Raw genomic sequence first — 22913 nt, forward strand, 5'->3', positions numbered from 1 at the left:
CGTTCGGAAAAGGGAGCAGGACATGGGCACGGTCGCGTTGTTCGGCGCCACGGGCGTCGTCGGACACAGCATCGCGCAGGCGCTGCGGGGGCAGGGGCGGGGCTACCGCGTGGTGGGGCGCTCCCGGGAGGGACTCCAGCGGGAGTTCGGGGCGGATCCGCAGGCGGAGATCGTCACCTGGAATCCCGATGACATGGCCTCCATCCAGGCCGCGGCCCGGGGCGTCCAGACGCTCATCTATCTGGTCGGCGTGCCCTATTGGCAGTTCCACCTCCACCCCGTACTGATGAAGCGCACGCTCGACGCCGCCATCGCCGAGGGCGTGGAGCGCATCGTCTTCATCGCCAGCGTGTACCCCTACGGCCGGCCTCGCACGGACGTCGTCCACGAGTCCCACCCCCGCGTGCCGCACACGAACAAGGGCCGCTTGCGCAAGGCTCAGGAGGACCTGCTGCTCGCGGCGGACAAGACGGGCTCCATCAATGTCACCATCCTCCGCCTCCCGGACTTCTACGGCCCGGGCGTGGAGAACAGCTTCCTCCACCGCGCCTTCGTCGCCGCCTCACAGGGCAAGCGCGCCCAGCTCATCGGCCCCATCGACACGCCCCATGAGTTCGTCTACGTGCCCGACGTGGGGCCCACCGTGACGGCGCTCATGGACCATCCGGGCGCCTACGGCCGCTTCTGGAACCTCGGGGGCGCGGGCGTCACCTCCCAGGCGGCCCTGGTGGAGGACATCTACGCCCAGGCCGGCCACCCCGCGAAGTACTCCGTGCTGGGGCCGGGGATGGTGCGCCTCATCGGCCTCTTCAGCCCGTTCATGCGCGAGCTGGGGGAGATGCACTACCTGCACACCTCGCCCGTCATCATGGACGACTCGGCGCTGCGGGCGCTGCTCGGCGACATCCGGAAGACGCCGTACCGCGACGGCATCCGCCAGACGCTCGCGGCGCTCAGTCCAGCCCCCGCTGCCACAGGTCATCCTCATCCAGTCCCATGAGGTGACCGACCTCGTGCATGACGGTGATGCCAATCTGCTCGATGAGCTCCTCGCGGGTGCGGGCGAAGCGCTCCAGGTTCTTCTGGTACAGCACGATGGACGCGGGGACGTGGTCGAACGCGTTCGTCACGCTGCGCTCGCCCACCGCCAGGCCGCGGAACACCCCGAGGATGCTCGGTGACAGGGGAGGGTCCTCACCCAGCAGGTCCTCATCCGCCGGCAGGTCCTCCACCGCGATGGTGACGTTGTCCAGGTACTGCTTCGCGTGGCCGGGCAGGGACTGCACCGCGGCCTCCACCGCGCGGTCGAACTCGGCCTCGCCCAGCTCCACCGGCGGGAAGAACTCCGTCGGCACCAGCGCCTGGGCCTTGGCGAAGCGGCGCTGGGCCTCCTTCTCGTCGCCCCGGCGCTCCGCCATCAGCCCCAGGTACTGGTGGGCCCAGGCCTCATCGGGCGTGTCTTTCAGCACCTTGTCGAAGGCGCCCTTCGCGTCGTCGAAGCGGCACAGCTCGAACAGGGCGATGCCCCGCTCCAACTGCGCGTCCACCGAGCGCGGCATGTGCCCCAGCGCCGCGTCCAGGCTCGCCAGGGCTGCGCGGCACTCGCCCACCTGGTTCAGGCCCATGCCCTCCAGGAGAAGGAACTCGTAGAGCAGCTCTACGTCGCCGGCCTTCTGCGCCAGGCGCTTGCCCTTCGCGCAGAAGCCCAGGCCTTCCTCCACGGCCTCCCGGTCCTCGCCCGCGCGGCAGATGAGGCAGTCCGCGGTGCCCAGGAGCACCTCCAGGTCGTCCGGGGACACCCTCAGCGCGGCGCCGAAGGCCCGGCCGGCTTCCTCCAGGCGGCCCAGCTCCACCAGGGCGGCGGCGCGCAGGTGCAGGGCGTCCACCGCGTCCGGGGCCTGGGCCAGGCTGCGGTCGGCGGCGGCCAGGGCCGCCTCGAAGTCGCCCGTCTCGAAGGCCTCAGCTGCCGCGTCCAGCGCCTCCATCCCGCTCACCCCCGTTCGCTTCGACGTCCGCGTCCCCATGGGGCCGCGACATATGAAGCCGCGCACTTCGTTGTCAACGCCGCGCACGGCTGCTACGTTCCGTGGCCCGTCCTGGTGCGGCGCTCAGTCCCGTGAACATCCTTGTCGTCGACGACGATCTCGAACTCTGCACGATGCTCTCTCGCTTCTTGGAGATGCATGGGTTCACGGTCTACTCGGCGTCCGACGCGCTCCAGGCGCTCGACGTGCTGGAGCGCAACCAGGTCAGCATGGTCATCACCGACTACGTGATGCCCCATATGGACGGCATCCAGTTCACGGAGATGCTCAAGGCGGACCCCCGCTTCCAGAGCGTTCCGGTGCTGCTGATGACGGGCAGCGAGGACGGCTCGGTGACGGACCGCGGCCTGCGCAAGGGCGTGGCCCTGACGCTCCACAAGCCCCTGGACATGGGCCAACTGCTCACCCTGGTCCGCTTCGCGCAATAGCCCACGGCGCCCCTCCTGGCGGGGTGCCTCAGGCCGTCCGCTCGCCTACACGGCCACCCTTCCTGGTTGACATCGTTCAGGCGGCCCTTATGTTGGCGCTCGCCATGGCCGAGTGCTAACGGCCCGTGTCGTACCAGTAAAATCCCCCAGTAAATTCAGGAGGTTGCGATGGCAGCGAAGGAAATTTTCTTCCATCAGTCCGCGCGTGAGGCCATCCTGCGCGGCGTCCGCACCCTGTCGGACGCGGTCGCGGTGACCCTCGGCCCCAAGGGCCGCAACGTGGTCATCGAGAAGAGCTTCGGCTCCCCCACGATCACCAAGGACGGCGTCACCGTCGCCAAGGAGATCGACCTCGAGAACAAGTTCGAGAACATGGGCGCGCAGATGGTGAAGGAGGTCGCGTCCAAGACCTCCGACAAGGCCGGCGACGGCACCACCACCGCCACGGTGCTGGCGCGCGCCATCTATGAGGAGGGCCTCAAGCTGGTGGCCGCCGGCCACAGCCCGATGGACCTCAAGCGCGGCATCGACAAGGCCGTCGAGGTCGTCGTGGCCGAGCTGAAGAGCCTGTCCAAGCCCACCGCCGACAAGAAGGCCATCACCCAGGTGGGGACCATCTCCGCCAACGGCGATGAGACCATCGGCGCCATCATCGCGGACGCGATGGAGAAGGTCGGCAAGGAGGGCGTCATCACCGTCGAGGAGGCGAAGGGCCTCGAGACGACGCTCGACGTGGTCGAGGGCATGCAGTTCGACCGCGGCTACGTGTCCCCGTACTTCGTGACCAACCGCGAGCGGATGGAGGCCGTCCTGGACGACCCCTACATCCTCATCAGCGAGAAGAAGGTCTCGTCGATGCAGGACATGATTCCGCTGCTCGAGCAGGTGGCCCGCTCCGGCAAGCCGTTGATCATCATCGCCGACGACATCGAGGGCGAGGCCCTGGCCACCCTGGTGGTCAACAAGATCCGCGGCGTGCTGAACGTGTGCGCGGTGAAGGCCCCCGGCTTTGGTGACCGCCGCAAGGAGATGCTGCAGGACATCGCCGTCCTCACCGGCGGCACGGTGGTCAGCGAGGACCTGGGCCACAAGTTCGAGACGCTGACGCTGACCGACCTGGGCCGCGCCAAGCGCGTCACGGTGGACAAGGACAACACCACCATCGTGGACGGCGTGGGCACGAAGGCGGCCATCGAGGGCCGCATCAAGCTCATCCGCACGCAGATTGACTCCGTCACCAGCGACTACGACCGCGAGAAGCTCCAGGAGCGTCTGGCGAAGCTGGTGGGCGGCGTGGCCGTCATCAACGTCGGCGCGGCCACCGAGACGGAGATGAAGGAGAAGAAGGCCCGCGTCGAGGACGCGCTGCACGCGACCCGCGCGGCCGTCGAAGAGGGCATCGTCCCTGGCGGCGGCGTGGCCTACCTCCGCGCGCTGCCCGCGCTGGAGAAGCTGAAGCCGGGTGGTGAGCAGGACTTCGGCGTGGCCATCATCCGCCGTGCGCTCCAGGAGCCGCTGCGGAAGATCGCCAGCAACGCCGGCGTCGAGGGCGCCGTGGTCATCAACAAGGTCCGCGAGGGCACCGGCGCGTTCGGCTACAACGCCCGCACGGAGGTCTACGAGGACCTGGAGAAGGCCGGCGTCATCGACCCGACGAAGGTGGAGCGCACCGCGCTGCAGAACGCCGCCTCCGTCGCTTCGCTGCTGCTGACCACCGAGGCCATGGTCGCCGAGCGCCCGAAGGGCAAGGCCAAGGGCGGCGGCGCTGGCGCCGGCATGCCGGACTACGGCGGCGACGACATGGACTACTGAGCCGCTCCGGAGGGCTCGGGACGTGAGTCCCGGGCCGTCTGGGCCTCGGCAGTCAACGGCCCCGGATGCCTCGTCAGGAGGCGCCGGGGCCGTTGTCGTTTCCGCGGGGACGTCCTGGCGCTCAGGGCACGCGGCCCACGAAGCCGCCGGTGCCGCTCTCCTGCGACGTGAAGAGCAGGGTGTCGCCGTCCACCAGCAGGCCCCCGGGCCCCACGCCCTCTGGGCCCACGGGCTCCAGGGCGCCGGGCGTGCAGGTGCTCACGCGGCGGAGGAAGCCCGTGCCGCCCGTGCTGACGTCCTTGAAGTAGAGCGTGCCATTCAGCTCCACCGGGAAGGCGGGCCCCTGGAGGCCCGTGGCCACGACCTCCGCCGCGCCGCCCTCGCGTGGCAGGCGCAGCACGCGGCCGTTTCCGCCGCCGCCTTCGGTGACGAGGAAGTGCGTGGGCGTGACTTCCAACGAGGTGCCGGCGGTGATGCTCCCGTCGCGCAGCGTGGCCGGGGCACTGCCGTCCAGCGGCACGCTGTAGAGGCCGGGGCTCTCTCCCGCGGCGACCAGGAACCACACGTCCTGGCCCACCACGCGAGCTCCCCGCACCTGCGTGTAGCCCGTGCCGGCGTAGAGCTCCTGGCGGTTGCCGCCCGAGGCGTCCACGCGCACCAGCCGGCGGTGCGACGTCGCGATGACCACCACGTCCCGGTCGCCCATCCGCGCGGGCAGGACGTCCGTGCCGCCAATGGTGACGTTGTTCACCGTGGCATCGAGCGGACGTGCGTCCTTGGCGCCCGTCGCCTTGTCCACCCGCCACAGCCCGTCCAGGTCGAGCACGTAGACGGAGTCCGACACCACGGCGATGGCATCCGGCGCCCGGAAGCCCGTGGCCACGGACACCGCGTCACCGCCCGCGCGTGGCAGCCGGAGGAGCCGCCCGGGGCCCGGCTGGGGCTGCTGCGGATTCAGGGAGTGGGACTCGGCGATGTAGAGGTCCGTTGCGTCCGCCGCGAGCCTGCGGGGCGTGTTCAACCCGGTGAGCAGTGGGGTGCCCGGACCCGAGGCCAGCGGCTCGCAACCCGCGTCGCCGCTGCCCGCATCGTCTGTCCGGGTTCCCGCGTCGTCTGTTCCGGTGCCCGCGTCGCCACGGCCCGCGTCCGGCCCGTCCTGCATCGGAGGCTTGTCGGAGGAGCAAGCAACACCCAGCAGCAGGACGAACAGGAGCGCGAGTCTCATGGGGCCTCTCGTTTGAATGCGCGGTTCAACTCTCGGCTGAGCGCCGACGCGTCGGACATCAGCTTGGGAAGGCACGCGGCGGCGCCCGCACGCAGGGACTCCAGCGCCGTCTCCATGGTGAGGTGCTCGGCCAGCACCACGAAGGGTGCGCCCTGGGCCAGCGCCTTGCCCAGCTCCAGCGCCTTGCGCCCGTAGGCGGGCGCGAAGTCCCAGCTCACCACCACGCCCGCGGGCGGCTCCAGCGCGGCCAGCTCCGTGGTCGTCAGGATGCGGGCTTCCAGTCCCACCAGGGAGAGAGCGTGGGTGATTTGCGCCGCCGCCGCCGGGTTGTCCTCCAGCACGTCCACCCGGCGCATCGCGGGGTTCGTCTCCAGCGGGGCGGGGGCGGGCTTCCGGGCCAGCGTGGAGCGCAGCAGGGCGCGCACCTCGCGGATGTCGTCGAAGGGCTTGAGCAGGTAGTCCACCACGCCCAGCTCCAGCGCCTGCTGCGTCGTCACCAGCGACGGGTAGCCCGTCATCAGGATGACGCGCGAGTCCGTGTGCAGCCGCCGCGCCTGCTGCGCCAGCTCCAGGCCGGACATGCCGGGCAGGTTCTTGTCGGTGACGATGAGGTCCACCGGCGCCTGTTGCAGCAGGTCCAGGGCCTCCTCGCCGCTCGCCGCATCGATGATCTCGCACTCCTTGCCCATCAGGTCGCGGAAGACCATGCGGATGATGATTTCGTCATCCACCACCAGGACCCGGTGCTTCTGCGTGGGCGGTGCGTCCGTCGCGGGGAAGAGCACGCGGAACACGGTGGCCGGGGGCGGGACGTCGCGGATGACGCCCTGCGGGGCCAGCTCGAGGCGCGCGTGGTGCTCGCGGGCGATGCGCTGGCACACCGACAAGCCCAGTCCGGTGCCTCGCTTGTTGGCGGTGATGTAGGGCTCGAAGATGCGCGCTCGCAGCTCCTGGGGGATGCCCGGCCCCCAGTCCGCCACGTAGAGGGCAGGGGAGGGGCCCTCCATCGTGAGCACCACCTTCACCCGGCCGCGCCCCGCCATGGCGTCGCGCGCGTTGTTGAGCAGGTTCAGGGTGAGCTGCTCGATGAGGCGCGCGTTGCCCTGGATGGTGATGTCCTCCGGGGCCTCCACTTCCAAGGAGATGCGCGAGGAGTCCGGGTTGATGCTGAAGTGCTTCGCCGCCGCCCAGATGGGGGCCGCCAGGGAGAGGCGCTGTTGAGACGCTGGTCGCTCGCTCGACAGGCGGATGAAGTCGGAGACGATCTGCTCCATCCGCTCCACCTGGGCCAGCAGCAGGCGCAGGGGCCCGGGGGCGGCGCCGTCCTCCGCGAGCAGTTGGGCGTAGGCCTTCACGCCGAGCAGCGGTTGTCGCAGCTCGTGCAGCACCTCCGCCGCCAGCTGTGACGTTTGCGCTCCCGCACGTTGCAGTGCCGCCGCCGCTGTTCGCGCGGCCGTCAGGTCCCCTGCCTCCAGGGCCTGGAGCAGTTGGGCGAGCGGCACGGGTGTTTCCATGTGACGAGCATGGCGGAGGCAACCGCTTGTACGCAACGCACCTGGAGGGAATCCGTTGACCCGGACCGTGCCGGCGCGGATGCTGGTCGCGTTCTCATCGCACCATCCGGAAATCCGGATATCGCGACACCGGCCTCGGGAGGGCCTTCATGCCGCAGACCAACCCGTTCCACTCGCTGGTCCCCCGCAAGATGACGGACACCGAGCTGGCCCGCTCCATCCGCCTCAACATCGAGGCGGAGCTGGACGCCATCAACCTCTACGCGGCCCATATCGACGCGACGGACAACGAGGACGCCAAGGCCATCCTCCGGCACGTCATGGACGAGGAGCGCGAGCACGCCGCCCTCTTCTGGGAGCTCATCGCCCGGTTGGATCCAGAGCAGGCCGCGCACGCGAAGGAGGCCGTGGAGAAGTACCGGCTCATCACCTCCGGCGCGTCGCACGAGGCCGTGGAGGCCGTGGGCAAGGAGGACGCGCCGGCGTCTCCGGCGGACGTCACGCCGGAGAAGCGCCTCACCGTGGGCAGCCTGCGCCGGTAGCCGTCAGGACGCGGAGTGGGCCTGCCGGCGCTCGGCCGGTGGGGCCTCCAGGTCCTTCGCCGCCATGTACACGACGTTCCGCGAGCCCCGCTTGCCGCGGTACATGGCCCGGTCTGACAGGTCCAACAGCGTGGCCTTGTCCTGGGCGTGCTCGGGGAAGCTGGCCACGCCGATACACGTGGTGAGCTTGAGCGACAGTCCTTCGCGCGCCAGGAAGTTGTGCGTCTCCATGGTGCGCCGGATGCGCTCGGCCACCTTGAGCGCGCCGCCGGAGTCGGTGTTGCGCAGCACCACCACGTATTCGTCTCCGCCGTAGCGCGCGACGACGTCGTGGTCTCTCACGCAGCCCTTCACCACGCGCGCTGTCTCCACCAGCACCTTGGAGCCCACGAGGTGGCCATGGGTGTCGTTGATGGACTTGAAGTGGTCCAGGTCCAGGAACAGCAGGCTGAAGGTGCGCTGCGACTGGAGCGCGTCCTGGACCTCGCGGTCCACCACCAGGTGAAGGTAGCGGGTGTTGAACAGGCGCGTGAGGTCGTCGACGTACGCCAGGTCCTCCACCGCGGCGAAGCGGCCGAGGTTGCGCAGCGCGAGCGCCCAGTTGCGCACCAGGAAGCTGGCGGTCTCGCCCGCCCACTCCGCGCCCGTGCCGCCGAAGAAGAGCACCGCGTGTCCCAGCACGGCGTCGCCCTCCAGCGCGGGGACGGAGACGGCGCGAGGGAAGGGCGCGTCCAGGCCGTCCAGCTCGCGCGGCCCGCGTTCGTTGCTCAGGCGTTCGATGAGCTCGGCGATGAGCGGCTCTTCCAGCGCGGTGGACAGGCCGCTGGTGCCGTGGCGCCGCAGCGCGAAGGCGGAGTCACGCTCCAGCAGGACCACGGCGCTGGCGGAGGCCATGCTCTGCAGCGCGCTGGCGGTGGCCGCGGCCAGCTTCTCGCGGTCCAGGGTGGTGGCGATGCGCTGCCCCGCCTCCAGCATGGCCACGTGGCGGCGCAGTGACGCGTTCTCCTGCATCAGGTCGCGCGTCGTGAGCGCGCGGCGCACGGCGTGCTGCAGGGCCTCCGGGGCCACCGGCTTGACGAGGTACTCCGCGGCGCCGCTCTTGATGGCGCGCACGGCGGGGTCCACCTTCTCCAGGCCGGTGATGACCACCACCTCCACGCCCGGGTGGTGTTCCCGCACGTGCCGCAGGACCTCCATGCCGTCGCCACCGGGGAGGATGAGGTCCGTCACCACCGCGTCGAAGCGGTCGCCCGCGAGCGCTTCCTTTGCCTCTTGTAGCGTGCCCACCGCCGTGACGGCGTGTCCCACGGCGGTGAGGTAGTCGCCGTACAGGGTGCGGGCGATCTTTTCGTCGTCGACGAGGAGGATTCGCGCCATCTCCCATCGGCTTAGCACCAACCGATGGAAGGCTGCTAGGGTCGGCCCCCGTGTCCCCCTTCGAAAGCGGCCGTCGGCTCTGCCTTCTCGTTGAGGCCGGGGAAACCCGTTACGCCGTGGAAGCGACGTCTGTCATGGAAGTAGCGATGCCGGGCGCCAACGGCAGCAGCCTGCGGGGTGTGCTGGAGGTGAAGGACCTCTGCGCGCTGCTGGGCGGGCCGCCCGAGGATGGCCCGGGCATGGTGGTGGTGCTCGACGTGAGTCCCACCCTGGCGGTGCGCGTGCGCTCCGTGGTGGAGGTGGCGGACGTGGCCCGCGCGCCGTTCTTCCTGCTGCCACCGGGACTGGCGGACTCGCTGGCGCCGCTGAGCCGGGGCGCGGTGCTGCACAAGTCGCGGCTGTACCTGGAGCTCATCGCGGAGGCGCTGCCGCACCGGGTGGGTTCGATGGCGGCGACGGTCGCCGCCCGGCCCGTGCACTGGGCGGAGGCGGCTCCGGACCGCGCGCTCGTCTTCGAGTCGCAGGGGCGACTGTTCGGAGTCCCCCTGGGCCTGGTGTCGCAGGTCATCAGCCGGGGAGAGGCCTTCTGCGTCCTGCCCGTGCCGAGTGGACCGGTGGCCGGTATTTTTCCGCATGATCAGGTGCTGTGGCCTGTCTGCTCGGTCCCCGCGTTGCTGGGGGAAGCGCCTGTGCCGGAGTCCTTCATCGTCCTCACGGAGCTGGCCGGGCGGAACGTGGGGCTGACGGCCACGCGGGTGCTCGGCGTCATGCAACGATTCGAGCCGGACGACACCGCGGGGAGCTTCCGTGCTACCGGGTTGAGCGAGCCTGTGGCGTTCCTGGACCTGCAACGCATGTTTTCTTGATCGTCCCAGAGGGCAACTCGTAAGCTGCCCCGCTTGTCAGACTGCCGCGAGTCAACCCTCGCGGCGGGAATCACCAACGAATTCAGGGGAGTGGATGCTCCCCGAGGCCCGAACCGATGCCCAAGAATCTGCTGGTCGCCGATGACTCGCTCACCATCCGCAAGGTGATCGGGATGATCTTCGCGACCGAGGACTTTCAGGTGACCGCGGTGGACAACGGGCTGGACGCCATCTCCCGCACCCGCGAGCTGCGTCCGGACGTCGTCCTCGCGGACGTCATGATGCCGGGCAAGAGCGGCTATGAGGTCTGCGAGGCGCTGAAGAACGACCCGGCCACCCAGGGCATCCCGGTGGTGCTGCTGGCCGGCACGTTCGAGGCGTTCGACGAGAACCGCGCTCGCGCCGCCCGCGCCGATGACCACGTCACCAAGCCCTTCGAGAGCCAGGTGCTGCTCGACAAGGTGAAGGCGCTGGTCGGCCAGAAGTCCAACACGATGCCCGCGTCGGCCGCCACGCAGGTGCGCCACGCGGCCCCTCAGCCCGCCGCGGCGCCCGCGCCCGTCGCCGCCGCTGCTCCGCCGGGGGCCCGTCCCGCGCCTCCGCCGGGGGCCCGTCCGGGTGTTCCTCCGGGGCCGGGCGTGCCGCGTCCGCCGGGGCCTGGGATGCCGCCGGGCGCGCGTCCTCCGGGACCTGGGATGCCGCCGGGCATGGCGCGTCCTCCGGGGCCGGGCATGCCGCCGCCGGGGGCGCCGGGCGCGCCGCGTCCTCCGGGACCTGGGATGCCGCCGGGCATGGCGCGTCCTCCTGGCCCGGGCGTGCCTCCGGGCGCGCGTCCTCCGGGGCCTGGGATGCCGCCGGGCGCCCGTCCGGGTGTGCCGCCTCCGCCGGGTGGCCCCGCGCCGGGCCTTCCGCCGCGTCCGGGAATGCCGCCGGGCGCCGTGGCGCGTCCGGGTGTGCCGCCTCCGCCGGGTGGTCCCGCGCCGGGTGGCTTCGCGCGTCCGCCGGTGGGCGCGCCGCAGCCTCCTCCTGGGGCGGCGCCGCAGCCCGCCGCGCGGGGCAGGGATCCGTTCGGTCTGGGGGCGCCCGCGCCCGCCGCGGCCCAGCCGTCCATCAGCATCGAGGACTCGCTGCCCGACCAGGGTGACGCGGAGGAGATCTCGCTGGACATCGCCACCCCCGCGCCCGTCGCGGCCAGGCCGGCGAGCGCCCGTGCGCCTGCCGCGGACGGGGGCGAGGCCCTGCTGCGCGAGGCGCTTTCGAAGGCTTCCCGCGAGGTCATCGAGAAGATTGCCTGGGAGGTGGTACCGCAGCTGGCGGAGACCATCATCCGCGAGGAGCTCGAGCGGCTCATCAAGGACCGAGAGACCCAGCACTGAGGCGCCTGGCGCCGTAACCTCCTGACCTTTGCCGGCCCCGGTCTCCGGGGCCGGCCGTTTTCAATGACCGATACCACTGAACTTTCGAAGGCCTACGAGCCCACTGAGGTCGAGGCCCGGCGCTACGCGTTCTGGCTGGAGCGCAACTACTTCCGCGCCGAGGCGCCCTCCGACAAGCCGCCGTTCTCCATCGTCCTGCCGCCGCCCAACGTCACGGGCAGCCTGCACATCGGCCATGCGCTGACGGCCACCATCCAGGACATCCTCACCCGCTGGAAGCGGATGAGCGGCTTCAACGCCCTGTGGCTCCCCGGTACGGACCACGCCGGCATCGCCACGCAGATGGTGGTGGAGAAGGAGCTGAAGAAGACGGAGGGCAAGAGCCGCCACGACCTGGGCCGCGAGGCCTTCCTGGAGCGCGTCTGGGAGTGGAAGGGCAAGTTCGGCGCCCGTATCGGCGAGCAGCACCGCTACCTGGGCGCGTCCCTGGACTGGAGCCGCGAGCGCTTCACCATGGACGAGACGTCCTCCGCCGCGGTGCGCGAGGTCTTCGTCCGGCTGTACGAAGAGGGCCTGATGTACCGGGCCCAGAAGCTCATCAACTGGTGCCCTTCGTGCCACACGGCGCTCAGCGACCTGGAAGTGGAGCACCAGGAGAAGAACGGCTCCATCTGGCACATCCGCTACCCGGTGAAGGACACCGACCGCACGCTCACCGTGGCCACCACGCGCCCGGAGACGATGCTGGGCGACACCGCCGTGGCCGTCCATCCGGAGGACGAGCGCTACCAGGACCTGATTGGCAAGCACGTGGTGCTGCCGCTCAGCGGCCGTGAGATTCCCATCATCGCGGACGCCGAACTGGTGGATCCGAAGTTCGGCACCGGCGTGGTGAAGGTCACGCCCGCGCACGACTTCAACGACTACCAGACGGGCCTGCGTCACCAGCTGCCGATGTTGTCCATCCTGGATGAATCGGCCCGGATGACGAAGGAGACCGGCAAGTACGCCGGCCTGGATCGCTTCGAGGCGCGCAAGCAGGTGCTGGCGGACCTCCAGGAGCAGGGCCTGCTGGAGAAGGAGGAGCCGCACAAGCTGTCCGTCGGCACGTGCCAGCGCAGCACCACGGTGGTGGAGCCGCGCCTGTCGCCGCAGTGGTTCGTGAAGATTGAACCGTTGGCGAAGCCGGCCATCGAGGCGGTGGAGCAGGGCCGCACGAAGTTCGTCCCCGAGTCATGGACGAACACCTACTTCCACTGGATGCGCAACATCCACGACTGGTGCGTCAGCCGCCAGCTGTGGTGGGGCCACCAGATTCCCGCGTACTACTGCACCGCGTGCAGCCCGCGTCAGGGTGACGACTCCGACCTGCCGCTGGATGCCGCGACGGTGAAGGTGGGCGGCGTGGACTTCGCGCGCGCGGAGCCGATTGTCGCGCGTGAGCAGCCCACGTCCTGCCCGAAGTGCGGCGGCGCCACGTTCATCCAGGACCCAGACGTGCTGGACACGTGGTTCTCGTCCGCGCTGTGGCCCTTCTCCACGCTGGGCTGGCCGCGCAACACGCCGGACCTCCAGACGTTCTACCCGACGTCCGTCATGGAGACGGGCCACGACATCATCTTCTTCTGGGTCGCCCGGATGATGATGATGGGCCTGCACTTCATGGGGGATGTGCCCTTCCGCACCGTGTACCTGCACGCGATGGTGCGCGACGAGAAGGGCGAGAAGATGTCCAAGACGAAGGGGAACGTCATCGACCCCTTGGACGTCATCCTCGGCGCCAGCTCGGACAAGCTCGCTCCGACGCTGAAGAACAAGTTCCCGCAGGGCATGCCGGCGTTCGGCGCGGACGCGCTGCGCTTCACGCTTGCGTCGCTCACCCAGCAGGGCCGGGACATCAAGCTGTCCATGGACCGGCTGGCTGGCTACAAGGCCTTCTGCAACAAGCTGTGGAACGCCAGCCGCTTCGCCCTGATGAACATGGGCGAGTTCACGCTGGATGAGCGTCCGCTGAAGGAGCGTCCGTTGACGCTGGCGGACCGCTGGATTCTCTCGCGGCTCCAGCGCGCCACCACCGAGGCCCGCGCCTCGCTGGAGACGTACGGCTTCGCCGAGGCGGCGTCCACGCTGTACCAGTTCCTGTGGGCCGAGTTCTGCGACTGGTACATCGAGCTGGCGAAGGGCTCGCTCTACGGCACCGATGAGCAGGCGAAGGACTCCGCGCGCGCGGTGCTGGTGTACTCGCTGGATCGCATCCTGCGGCTGCTCCACCCGTTCATGCCGTTCATCACCGAGGAGATCTGGCAGAAGCTGCCGATGTCCCGGTCGGTGGACAGCATCATGATCGCGTCGTACCCGGAGCCCGACGCGGACCTGGTGGACGAGGCCGCCGAGGCGGAGATGGCCCCGGTCATCGCCTCCATCGAGGGCCTGCGCACCATCCGCGGCGAGAGCAACCTGTCGCCCGCGACGAAGGTGAAGGCGGTGGTGCAGAGCCCGGACGCTCGCACGCGCGAGCTGCTGGAGCGCTGGCGCGCGTACCTGATGCCGCTGGCCGGCCTCTCCGAGGTGGAGATTGGCGCGCCCGGCACCAAGCCGCCGCAGGCCGCCGCCTTCGTGGGCACGAACCTGGAAATCTACGTGCCGCTGGCGGGTCTCATCGACCTGGACGCGGAACGCGACCGCCTCCGCAAGGAGATTGCGCGCACCGAGCAGGAGGCCGCCGGTGTGCTGCGCAAGCTGGAGAACCCCAACTTCGTGGCCAAGGCGCCCCCGGACGTGGTCGAGAAGGACCGCGCCCGCGTGGAGGAGTTGAAGGAGCGCAAGGCCAAGCTTCAGGACCATCTGCAGCGCATTGCCCCGGAGCCCGCCATGCCCGCAGCGCCGCCGTCCGAGAGCAGCACGCCGACCCAAAGCGTTGAGCCGGCCGAGGCCGACATCGCGACCGAAGCCGACGTCGCGACGGAGCCCAGCACGCCGCCCGGGAGCGTTGCTCCATTAGAGACGCCGCCTCCGGCCGAGGGGGGCGCTGAATACGAGACGCTCGCCGAGTCCACCGAGGAGGAGGAGCCTGCCGCTGCTCCGGCCGAGGTGAAGGTCGCGCCGGATGCGGAAGCGGAGGGGAACGTCGACCTGGCGGAGGAGCTGAAGGACGAGTTCGAGGCCGTGGGCGGCGTGCCCGAAGCCGCGGATCCGCAGGTGCAGGACGCCCTGGAGAAGCTGCGCGCGGGGACGAAGGAAGGCCTGTCTCCGGCCGACCATCATGACCTCGGCGTTGCGTACATGAGCATGGGCCTCGTCGACGACGCGATGCGGGAGTTCAACACGGCGCGCGCCGGTGGTGACGCCCGTGAGGTGCCCGCCGCCGCCGAGCAGACGGTGGCCTCCACCGCGAAGGCCGTGGTGAAGGCCACCCTGGCCGCCGTGAAGAAGGCGTCGTCCATCGCGAAGGACGCGGTGGTGGAGGCTGTCTCCGCTTCCGGCGAGGACGAGGCGCCTGCCGCTCCGGTGAAGGCACGTCCCGCGAAGAAGGCCGCGGGCAAGAAGGCGCCCGCCGCCGCGAAGAAGGCGCCGGCCCTGAAGGCGAAGGGCGCGAAGGGCGCTGCCAAGAAGGCCGCTGCGAAGAAGGCTCCGGCCAAGGGCGCGGCGAAGAAGGCGGCCGCGAAGAAGGCTCCGGCCAAGGCCGCTGCGAAGAAGTCCGCCGCGAAGAAGGCGCCTGCCAAGGGCGCGGCGAAGAAGGCCGCTGCGAAGAAGGCCGCTGCGAAGAAGGCCGCTGCGAAGAAGGCTCCGGCCAAGGTCGCCGCGAAGAAGGCTGCCATGAAGAAGGGGGCCGCGAAGAAGGTCGCTGCCGCCAGCAAGAAGCCGGTGAAGAAGGCGGCGGGCCGGAAGGCTCCCGCGAAGAAGGGCACCGGGGCGAAACCCAAGGCGCGGGCAAAGGCCCGGCGGTAGCAGGAGGAGACGTGCAGCAGCAGGATTACCTCGACCGGCTCATCGCGCTCGCACTCGATGAGGACCTGGGGGCGGCGGGTGACGTCACCTCGCAGGCCCTCATCCCTCCTGACTACGAGGGCAGCGCGGAACTGGTCGCCAAGGAGCAGTTGGTGCTCGCGGGACTGGATGCCTTCGTCCGTGTCTTCAAGACGGTCGACCCGAACGTCGAGGTGGAGCTGTTGCGCCGCGACGGTCAGGAGATCAAACCGAAGATGGTCGCCGCGCGGTGTCACGGCCGGATGCGCTCGCTGCTCGCGGCGGAGCGCACCGCGCTCAACATCGTGCAGCGTGCCGCGGGCATCGCGACGCTGGCGCAGCAGGCCGTCACGTCCGTGCGTGGCTCCAATCTGCGCGTCCTGGACACGCGGAAGACGCCGCCGGGAATGCGCACGGTGGCCAAGGAGGCCGTCCGAATGGGCGGTGCCTCAAACCACCGCTTCGGCCTCTTCGACGGCGTCCTCATCAAGGACAACCACATCGCCGCCGTGGGTGGCTCCATCGCGGAGGCGCTGCGCCGCGCGAAGCTCAACGGGCCTCGGTTGACGAAGGTCGAAATCGAGGTCACCAACCTCAAGCAGCTCGCGGAGGCCATCGAGCACGGCGCTGACGTGGTGATGCTCGACAACATGGATGACGCGCAGATTCGCGAGGCCGTGAAGCTGGCGGCGGGTCGTGTGCCGCTCGAGGTGTCGGGCGGCGTCACGCTGGATAGGCTGCCCCGGTTGGCGAAGCTGGGCATCGACTTCGTGTCCATGGGCGCGCTGACGCACTCCGCGCGGGCCATGGACCTGTCGCTGGAAATCACCGCCGCGGCGAAGCGGCCCGCGCGCAGCAAGCAGCCGAAGCCGGCGTAGCGCGCGGACACGGAGGCGCTCCTGGCTCCAGCGCCTCCGCGTCGAAGAGCGTCCCGGCATCCCGCCTGGACGCGCGGAGCCTGTCCTTCACGGATCGCGCCGTCAGCGCGCGTGTCCGCCACGCACGCTGACGCGTTCGCTCACTTGCCCGTGAGGACCTCCGAGCGGGGCTTGCCCTCCGCCGAAGCGGGCATGCCCATCTCCATCAGCGCGGACAGGGTGGGGGCGAAGTCCACGGGGTCGATCTCCTCCAGGTACATGCCCGGCTTCACGCCCTTGCCCGCGAAGAGGACGGGCACTTGTGAATCATAGGAATGCGGCGTGCCGTGGCTGGTGCCGGTGGGGATGTAGTGGAGCATGTGGAAGGGCCGGAGCATGAAGAGCACGTCGCCGCTGCGCTCGGGGTAGTAGCTCTTGCGCATGAGCGTCAGGTAGCCCTCGGTGTCCGGCGCGGTGAACAGGTCATCATGGGCCACGGCCGTGATGACCGACGGGTGCTTCGCCAGCCACGCCGCCGCCGCGCGCCGCACCGCCGCGTCCACCGCGCCGCCCTGGTGCGTCTTGCCGCCCAGGTACACGTCCAGCTGTTCGAGCGTGGCCGTCACGTCGCCGCCGAACTGCTGACGCAGCGCCTGCGTCAGGCTCGCCGCCAGCTCCCCCGAGCTCACCCGCTTCGCGGCGAGCCCCTTGGCGGCCCACTGCTCCGGCATCGCCGCGCCGCCGTGGTCCGCGGACAGCGCGATGACCAGGTTGCCGCGTCCCCCCGCCGCGCGCTCGGCCGCGGCGATGAGGTTGCCCATCGCCTTGTCCAGCCGCAGCAGCGTGTCCTGCATCTCCCACGAGTAGGGCCCGTACTCATGGAACACCAGGTCCGTGCCGCTGAAGCTCACGGACAGCAGATCGGGCACGTCGTCCTGGCCCAGCCCCTCGCCGGCGATGGCCGCCTTGGCCGCCTCCACCAGCAGGTCATGCGAGTTCGGTGAGAGGGCGAACGCCTGGTAGAAGGCAGGGCCCGGCGACGGCAGCCCGCCGTCCAGCGGATGGGGAAAGGTGCGGCCCAGGCCATGGACGTCCGCCTCGGCGAGGCCTTCGTCCTCGCCCACGTACTCCGCGGCCGGCCGCATCAGCTCCCACTTCTTGCCGAAGGACGCCTCCGGCAGCTTCCGCGCGTTCAGCGCCTTCAGCCACGCCGGGAACTCCTTCGTGTACCAGGTGCCGGTGACGAACTTCCCTTCGCCCTTGTCGAACCACCACGCCTGTCCCGCACGCCCGGCCAGGGCGATGGACGCGTGGGGTTTGATGGACAAGGCCACCGCCTTGCCGCGCTCCTGCGTCGACACGCGCAGCCGGTCCGCCAGCGTCTCCACCATGAGGTGGGCGGGGCCGGAGTCCTGGCCCGGCTTCAGCGGCACCTCCAGCACCGGGTGGGCCGCGTCCGCGAAGGCCATCACGCGCTTCATCGTCGAGCGGTCCACCCACCGGTTGTCCACGATGCCGTGCCGCCAGGGGTTGGCGCCCGTGGAGAGGGTGGCGTGGCCGGGCGCGGTGCGACATTCGGCGTAGCCGTAGCGCGCATAAGGAAAGTACGCGCCCTGGTTGAGCAGCTGGTGCAGGCCGCCCTTCAGGCGCGGACGGTTGCGTAGCAACACGTCGCTGCCGAGCGCGTCCACGCTGATGACGAGCGTCAGCCGGGGAGGTCGGGCAAAAGCGGGCAGGGTGGCCAGCGCCACGGCGAGGGAAAGTGCGCGGATCATTGGGATGAGAACCTTCTCCGCCGGGATGGTGAGAAGCAACCAACAACGCGTGTCACTGCTTGGACGCCGCACATCACGCTGTTAGGGTCGCTCGATTCATGGTCGAGGCCCGCCTTCGCGTCATCTACGGCGACACGGATCAGATGGGTGTCGTCTACTACGCGAATTACTTCCGCTATTTCGAGTTCGCGCGCAGTGAGTACTTCCGCGCCCGGGGTGGCAGCTACGCCGAGCTGGAGCGCTCTGGTGCCCTGCTACCCGTGGCCGAGGCGAGCTGTCAGTACAAGGCATCCGCGCGCTACGACGATCTGTTGGTCATCCAAACCACCGTGAGTGAGTTGCGCCGCGCCTCCATCGTGTTCACCTACGCGCTGTTTCGTGACGGTGCGCCACGCACGCTGCTCTGCACCGGAATGACCCGTCACGCCTGCGTGGGGCGGGACGGCAAGCCGACGCGGCTGCCGGGCTCCCTCATCCGGCTGCTCGAAACGACCGAGCCTTCCCCGGGCTCTTCCTCTTCCACCTGAACCCTTCCGGCATACGCAAGGAGCACACACACATGGATCGCAACCTGGCAATGGAGGTCGTGCGCGTCACCGAGATGGCGGCCATCGCCTCCGCTCGACTGATGGGCCGCGGCAGCAAGGACGAGTCGGATCAGGCCGCCGTGGACGCCATGCGCCGCGCCTTCGACGCGCTGCAGATTGATGGCACCGTCGTCATCGGCGAGGGCGAGCGTGACGAGGCGCCCATGCTCTACATTGGCGAGAAGGTGGGCAAGCGGGGCGACGGTGCGCCCGAGGTGGACATCGCCCTGGATCCGCTGGAGGGCACCAACCTGTGCGCCTACGGCCGTCCCGGTTCCATCTCCGTGGTGGCCATGGCGGGCAAGGGCGGGCTGCTCAACGCCCCAGACACGTACATGGAGAAGATGGCCGTGGGCCCGCGCGCCCGGGGCGCCATCGACCTGCGCAAGACGCCCACGGAGAACCTCCGCGCCATCGCGGAGAAGATGAAGGTCTATGTGGAAGACCTCACCGTGGTGGTGCTGGACCGCGAGCGTCACACCGACCTCATCAAGGAGATTCGCGCGGCGGGCGCTCGCATCCGGCTCATCGAGGACGGTGACGTGGCCGGCGCCATCGCCACGTGTTTCGAGGACACGGGCGTGGAGGTGCTGATGGGCATCGGCGGCGCGCCTGAGGGCGTCATCGCCGCGGCGGCCATCCGCGCCACCGGCGGTGACATGCAGGGCCGGCTCGTTCCTCGCAACCAGGGTGAAATCGACCGCGCCAGGTCGATGGGCATCACCGACATCTCGAAGATCTACACCGCCGAGGAGCTGGCCAAGGGCGAGGTCATGTTCGCCGCCTCCGGCGTCACCACCGGCGACTTCCTCAAGGGCGTGCGCTTCTTCGGCGGTGGATGCGAGACGCACTCCGTCGTCATGCGCAGCAAGACAGGCACCGTCCGCTTCATCCAGTCGGTGCACAAGTTCGACAAGAAGCCGGGGTACGCTTTCTAGGCTGCAGCTCCCACCCTGACTCACGTCCCCTGGAGACACCCATGCCTGGCGCCTCGCGAACCATCATCGTCAACGCCCCCATCGAGAAGGTCTTCGACGTCATCACCCAGTACGAGCGGTACCCGGAGTTCCTTCCCGAGGTGAAGGGCATCCGGACCGAGAACCGCAAGGGCAACACGGTGGACGTCCACTACAAGGTGGATGTGGTGAAGACCATCAACTACTCCATCCACGTCACGGAGGAGCGGCCCACTCGCATGTCCTGGACCTACGTCAAGGGCGAGTTCATGAAGGACAACCAGGGCAGCTGGGTCCTGGTGTCCGAGGGCGAGGGCAAGACGAAGGCCACCTACACCGTGGAGATGGCCCTGGGCGCGCTGGTGCCCAAGAGCGTCGTCTCCGCGCTGGTGGAGACCTCGTTGCCGAAGATGCTGGACGCCTTCAAGCGCCGCTTCGAGGCGCCCTGAGTCACACCTCCGGGCGGCTTCTTGGCGGGCGACTCCACCATCGCCCGCCGGCCGTCAGGAGTCTTCGGAGACCCGGATGCTCCGCGCGTCGCAGCAGGCGGGCAGACGAGGCCGAATCGAAGGGGCTTGCGACGCCGGATACGAGGAGTATGCCCATGGGACGGTCTGCTTGCGGGCCGCTCCGAGGGCATTAAAATGAACACCATCCCGACGGATTTTCGGCCTCCACGACATTTCTGCCCTGGGTGCCCTGGCCCGGGTGTCGGGTGGCATACGAGCAACCGTGCGAGATGGCTGCAACGTACCCAGCGCGGAACCGGGGTTCTTAATTTGCATCTGAAATGGGTGGAAATGGTATTGGGGCGGGATGGGCGTACATCGGGGTACGTAGGCTGAGGGAGACGGAAGACCCATGCTCGACGCCTTCATCATTGAAGAAATCAAGCGCCGTGAGCGCCGCCGTGAGGAGCATGACAGGCCGGTGGTGGAGCTTCCGCTCCCCGTGCCGGATGACCGCCCGCGTCGCCGCACGGAGACCGAAGACGACAAGCCCCAGCGGGGCGTAGTGGTCATCGACCTGCTGTCCTGACCCTGGCGAGCGGCCTGACGGCCGCGCCAGTGTGTCCCCGAGCCCGCGGTGGCGGTCCTTCCCAGGACGGCCCCGCGGGCTTCGCGCATTCAAGCACACTCAGGCGTTGCTCAGGGCCAGCAGGTGCCGGGGGTGGTAGACATCCCACAGCGGCCCCTTGACGGTGCTCAGGGCCTCCAGGACCTGCCTTCGCCACTCCTCGGGCAGGGCCTGCTCGCCATGGAAGGCGCCCACGAGCGCGCCGGTGATGGTGGCGTGGGCCTCCGTGTCGCCGCCCCGGTGGACGACGTCCAGGAGCGCGGCCTCGGCGCTGGGGGCGTGGAGCAGCTCCCAGAAGGCCAGCCGGAAGGCGACGCGCACCGCGTGCAGGGGGCGGTGGAGGTGCAGCTCCGGCCCGTACAGCATCGGGTCCTCTTGCTGGGCGATGGCCAGGTCCTCGCGCAGGAGCGACGCGGCGAAGGACACCTCCTGCACGTAGTCACTGGCGGAACGCCCGAGCGCCGCGCCGGCCAGCAACAGGCCCGACTCCGCGGCGGGGATGAGGTCGGCGGCCTTGAGGCCCGCGCCATGGGTGACGGCATGGCCGATGGCCGCGTTGAAGGCCGCGCAGGCGAGCTGGCAGCGCGGGTCGAAGTGGGTGAGGGCGGAGTCCTCCAGCGAGGCCTGGACAATCGCGTGGGCGTCACCCGCCAGGTACACGCCCAGCGGCGCCGCGCGGGCCAGGCTCCCCGGGTCCGCGGGCTTCCGGTACGCACGCAGCCACACGCGCCTGCCCGCGCCCAGGGGCGGGAATCCCGACGTCTGGCAGTCCTCGAAGACCTCCGTCATGGGCTCGCTGACGTCGAAGGCGTGCGGCTGCCAGGCGCGGTAACGACGCAGTGCGTCCGCGGCATCGTAACGCTTCATGGCCCGGAGGCTGTGGCTCAGGCAGGCCGCGAGCTGGACCTCTTCTGTCACCTGGCCGCGGCGCAGCTCATGCGGACCGCCGCCCATCAACTTCATGTAGGGCCCCTCCGCCTGCTTGGGAAAGGGAACGGCCATGAAGGGCCGGTGCGCGGTGGGGACGGACAGGGCGTTGCCCACGGCCATGCCGAGCAGCGCGCCGCGGCGCCGTTGGGCGAGCAATGGGTCAGGCCCCTTCAAGGCGGGGCGGCGTTGGGGCGGAGGCATTCGACGGGTGGACACTGTAGCAGCGTGGGCCGCGAGCACGCTTGCCCGACCCGGGGGGCTCTTCTAGAAACGCAGCCTATGACCGAGATCTCTCAGATTCTGGCGCGCGAAGTGCTCGACTCCCGTGGCAACCCCACCGTGGAGGCGGAGGTCCAGCTTGCCGGAGGCGCGCGTGGCCGCGCCGCGGTGCCGTCCGGTGCGTCCACCGGTGAGCATGAGGCCATCGAGCTGCGCGACGGCGACAAGCATCGCTACCTGGGCAAGGGCGTGCAGAAGGCCGTGAAGAACGTGGTCGACGTGCTCGCGCCGTCGCTGGTGGGCATGGACGCGGCGGATCAGTTCGCGGTGGACCAGCGGATGCTGGAGCTGGATGGCACCGCCACCAAGGGCAAGCTGGGCGCCAACGCCATCCTCGCGGTGTCCATGGCGGCCGCTCGCGCCGCGGCGGACGCGCACGGGCTGCCGCTGTACCGCTATGTGGGCGGCGTGCAGGCGCGCACCCTGCCGGTGCCGCTGATGAACATCCTCAACGGCGGCGCGCACGCGGACACCCGCGTGGACGTGCAGGAGTTCATGGTGGTGCCCGCCGGTGCGTCCTCCTTCGCGGAGGGCCTGCGCTGGGGCGCCGAGGTGTTCCACGCGCTGAAGAAGATTCTCAAGGGCCGCAAGCTGGCCACGGGCGTGGGCGACGAGGGCGGCTACGCCCCGGACCTGCCGGCGAACGAAGAGGCGCTGAAGCTCATCATGGAGGCCATCGACCAGGCGGGCTTCAAGGCCGGTGAGCAGCTCTTCCTGGCCCTGGACGTGGCGGCCAGCGAGTTCTTCGACAAGGGCAGCAAGAAGTACAAGCTGAAGGGCGAGGGCAAGGAGTACGACTCGACCGGCCTGCTCGAGTACTACCGGGGCCTCGCCGAGCGCTACCCCATCGTCTCCATCGAAGACGGCATGGCGGAGGATGACTGGGAGGGCTGGAAGAAGCTCACCGACGCGCTGGGTTCGCGCATGCAGTTGGTGGGCGACGACCTCTTCGTCACCAACGTGGAGCGCCTGGGCCGCGGCATCGAGACGGGCACGGCCAACTCCATCCTGGTGAAGGTGAACCAGATTGGCACCCTGACGGAGACGTTCGACGCCGTGCGCATGGCGCACCGCGCCGGCTACACGTCCGTCATGAGCCACCGCTCCGGCGAGACGGAGGACACCACCATCGCCGACCTGGCCGTGGCGCTGGACTGCGGGCAGATCAAGACGGGCTCCGCGTCCCGCTCCGACCGCGTGGCCAAGTACAACCAGTTGCTGCGCATCGAAGGCGAGCTGGGGGCCGCGGCCCGCTACGCTGGCAAGTCGGTGTTCCGCGCCTTGAACCAGAAGAAGTGAGC

At 69.7% G+C, this 22913-nt stretch carries 19 protein-coding genes; 13 read left to right on the forward strand and 6 right to left on the reverse strand.

All coding sequences use genetic code 11. The features are described 5' to 3' along the window. Positions 1-22: 22 nt before the first annotated feature. Entirely contained in the window at positions 23-1000 is a 978-nt protein-coding gene (locus HNV26_RS02855) for an NAD-dependent epimerase/dehydratase family protein (protein WP_171452763.1), read from the forward strand. Here HNV26_RS02855 and HNV26_RS02860 read toward each other — a convergent pair. Further along, complete coding sequence (locus HNV26_RS02860) at positions 954-2024, reverse strand: metallopeptidase family protein (protein ID WP_171439872.1); 1071 nt, start codon at positions 2022-2024, stop codon at positions 954-956. The genes HNV26_RS02855 and HNV26_RS02860 overlap by 47 nt on opposite strands. Before the next feature lie 62 nt (positions 2025-2086). Here HNV26_RS02860 and HNV26_RS02865 point away from each other — a divergent pair, with 62 nt between their 5' ends. Together HNV26_RS02865 and groL are read left to right on the forward strand one after the other, a co-directional pair. Beyond that, positions 2087-2473 (forward strand): response regulator, encoded by a 387-nt coding sequence (locus tag HNV26_RS02865; protein ID WP_011554466.1) that lies wholly within the window; start codon positions 2087-2089, stop codon positions 2471-2473. A gap of 168 nt (positions 2474-2641) precedes the next feature. Next, on the forward strand, positions 2642-4285 hold the full coding sequence (groL, locus tag HNV26_RS02870) for a chaperonin GroEL (protein WP_171439871.1): 1644 nt from the start codon (positions 2642-2644) through the stop codon (positions 4283-4285). Between the two features lie 121 nt (positions 4286-4406). On the opposite strand, the gene sinM is transcribed toward groL, so the two are convergent. Both sinM and sinK read right to left on the reverse strand, forming a co-directional pair. Beyond that, positions 4407-5510, reverse strand: a complete 1104-nt coding sequence (gene sinM, locus HNV26_RS02875; protein WP_171439870.1) for a signal integration modulator SinM — start codon at positions 5508-5510, stop codon at positions 4407-4409. Then, on the reverse strand, positions 5507-7024 hold the full coding sequence (gene sinK / locus HNV26_RS02880; protein ID WP_171439869.1) for a hybrid histidine protein kinase/response regulator SinK: 1518 nt from the start codon (positions 7022-7024) through the stop codon (positions 5507-5509). The genes sinM and sinK overlap by 4 nt, the downstream gene beginning before the upstream one ends. Positions 7025-7173: 149 nt before the next feature. Here sinK and encC point away from each other — a divergent pair, with 149 nt between their 5' ends. After that, positions 7174-7566, forward strand: coding sequence for an encapsulin nanocompartment cargo protein EncC (gene encC, locus HNV26_RS02885; protein ID WP_171439868.1), 393 nt, complete (start codon positions 7174-7176; stop codon positions 7564-7566). 3 nt (positions 7567-7569) lie between these two features. Here encC and HNV26_RS02890 read toward each other — a convergent pair whose 3' ends face one another. Continuing rightward, positions 7570-8943, reverse strand: coding sequence for a GGDEF domain-containing response regulator (locus tag HNV26_RS02890; protein WP_171439867.1), 1374 nt, complete (start codon positions 8941-8943; stop codon positions 7570-7572). A 50-nt stretch (positions 8944-8993) separates the two neighbouring features. Here HNV26_RS02890 and HNV26_RS02895 point away from each other — a divergent pair, with 50 nt between their 5' ends. The 4 genes from HNV26_RS02895 to nadC all read left to right on the forward strand — a co-directional run bounded on the left by HNV26_RS02895 (position 8994) and on the right by nadC (position 16029). Continuing rightward, on the forward strand, positions 8994-9809 hold the full coding sequence (locus tag HNV26_RS02895) for a chemotaxis protein CheW (protein WP_171439866.1): 816 nt from the start codon (positions 8994-8996) through the stop codon (positions 9807-9809). A 116-nt stretch (positions 9810-9925) separates the two neighbouring features. Further along, complete coding sequence (gene romR / locus HNV26_RS02900; RefSeq protein ID WP_171439865.1) at positions 9926-11185, forward strand: motility regulator RomR; 1260 nt, start codon at positions 9926-9928, stop codon at positions 11183-11185. Between the two features lie 63 nt (positions 11186-11248). Further along, positions 11249-15133, forward strand: a complete 3885-nt coding sequence (locus tag HNV26_RS02905) for a valine--tRNA ligase (RefSeq protein ID WP_171439864.1) — start codon at positions 11249-11251, stop codon at positions 15131-15133. A gap of 11 nt (positions 15134-15144) precedes the next feature. Then, positions 15145-16029, forward strand: coding sequence for a carboxylating nicotinate-nucleotide diphosphorylase (nadC, locus tag HNV26_RS02910; RefSeq protein WP_011554457.1), 885 nt, complete (start codon positions 15145-15147; stop codon positions 16027-16029). A 140-nt stretch (positions 16030-16169) separates the two neighbouring features. Here the strand turns inward: nadC and HNV26_RS02915 are convergent, their stop codons facing one another. Continuing rightward, on the reverse strand, positions 16170-17783 hold the full coding sequence (locus tag HNV26_RS02915; protein ID WP_171439863.1) for an alkaline phosphatase family protein: 1614 nt from the start codon (positions 17781-17783) through the stop codon (positions 16170-16172). A 98-nt stretch (positions 17784-17881) separates the two neighbouring features. On the opposite strand from HNV26_RS02915, the gene HNV26_RS02920 reads away from it, so the two are divergent. From HNV26_RS02920 to HNV26_RS02935, 4 genes are all read left to right on the forward strand, one after another. Continuing rightward, positions 17882-18310 (forward strand): acyl-CoA thioesterase, encoded by a 429-nt coding sequence (locus HNV26_RS02920; RefSeq protein WP_171439862.1) that lies wholly within the window; start codon positions 17882-17884, stop codon positions 18308-18310. A gap of 32 nt (positions 18311-18342) precedes the next feature. After that, positions 18343-19308 carry a class II fructose-bisphosphatase gene (gene glpX, locus HNV26_RS02925; RefSeq protein WP_171439861.1) on the forward strand — a complete coding sequence of 322 codons (966 nt, stop codon included), beginning with the start codon at positions 18343-18345 and terminating at the stop codon, positions 19306-19308. A gap of 41 nt (positions 19309-19349) precedes the next feature. Further along, positions 19350-19775 carry a type II toxin-antitoxin system RatA family toxin gene (locus tag HNV26_RS02930; RefSeq protein WP_171439860.1) on the forward strand — a complete coding sequence of 142 codons (426 nt, stop codon included), beginning with the start codon at positions 19350-19352 and terminating at the stop codon, positions 19773-19775. Between the two features lie 412 nt (positions 19776-20187). Continuing rightward, positions 20188-20364, forward strand: coding sequence for a hypothetical protein (locus HNV26_RS02935; protein WP_002639449.1), 177 nt, complete (start codon positions 20188-20190; stop codon positions 20362-20364). Positions 20365-20463: 99 nt separating this feature from the next. Here HNV26_RS02935 and HNV26_RS02940 read toward each other — a convergent pair whose 3' ends face one another. Beyond that, positions 20464-21507 (reverse strand): ADP-ribosylglycohydrolase family protein, encoded by a 1044-nt coding sequence (locus HNV26_RS02940; RefSeq protein ID WP_436410026.1) that lies wholly within the window; start codon positions 21505-21507, stop codon positions 20464-20466. Positions 21508-21612: 105 nt separating this feature from the next. Between HNV26_RS02940 and eno the strand changes: the two genes are divergently transcribed. Further along, positions 21613-22911, forward strand: coding sequence for a phosphopyruvate hydratase (gene eno, locus HNV26_RS02945; RefSeq protein WP_171439858.1), 1299 nt, complete (start codon positions 21613-21615; stop codon positions 22909-22911). Positions 22912-22913: the final 2 nt, after the last annotated feature.

Source organism: Myxococcus xanthus (assembly GCF_013116825.1).
Classification (GTDB): Bacteria; Myxococcota; Myxococcia; order Myxococcales; family Myxococcaceae; genus Myxococcus; species Myxococcus xanthus_B.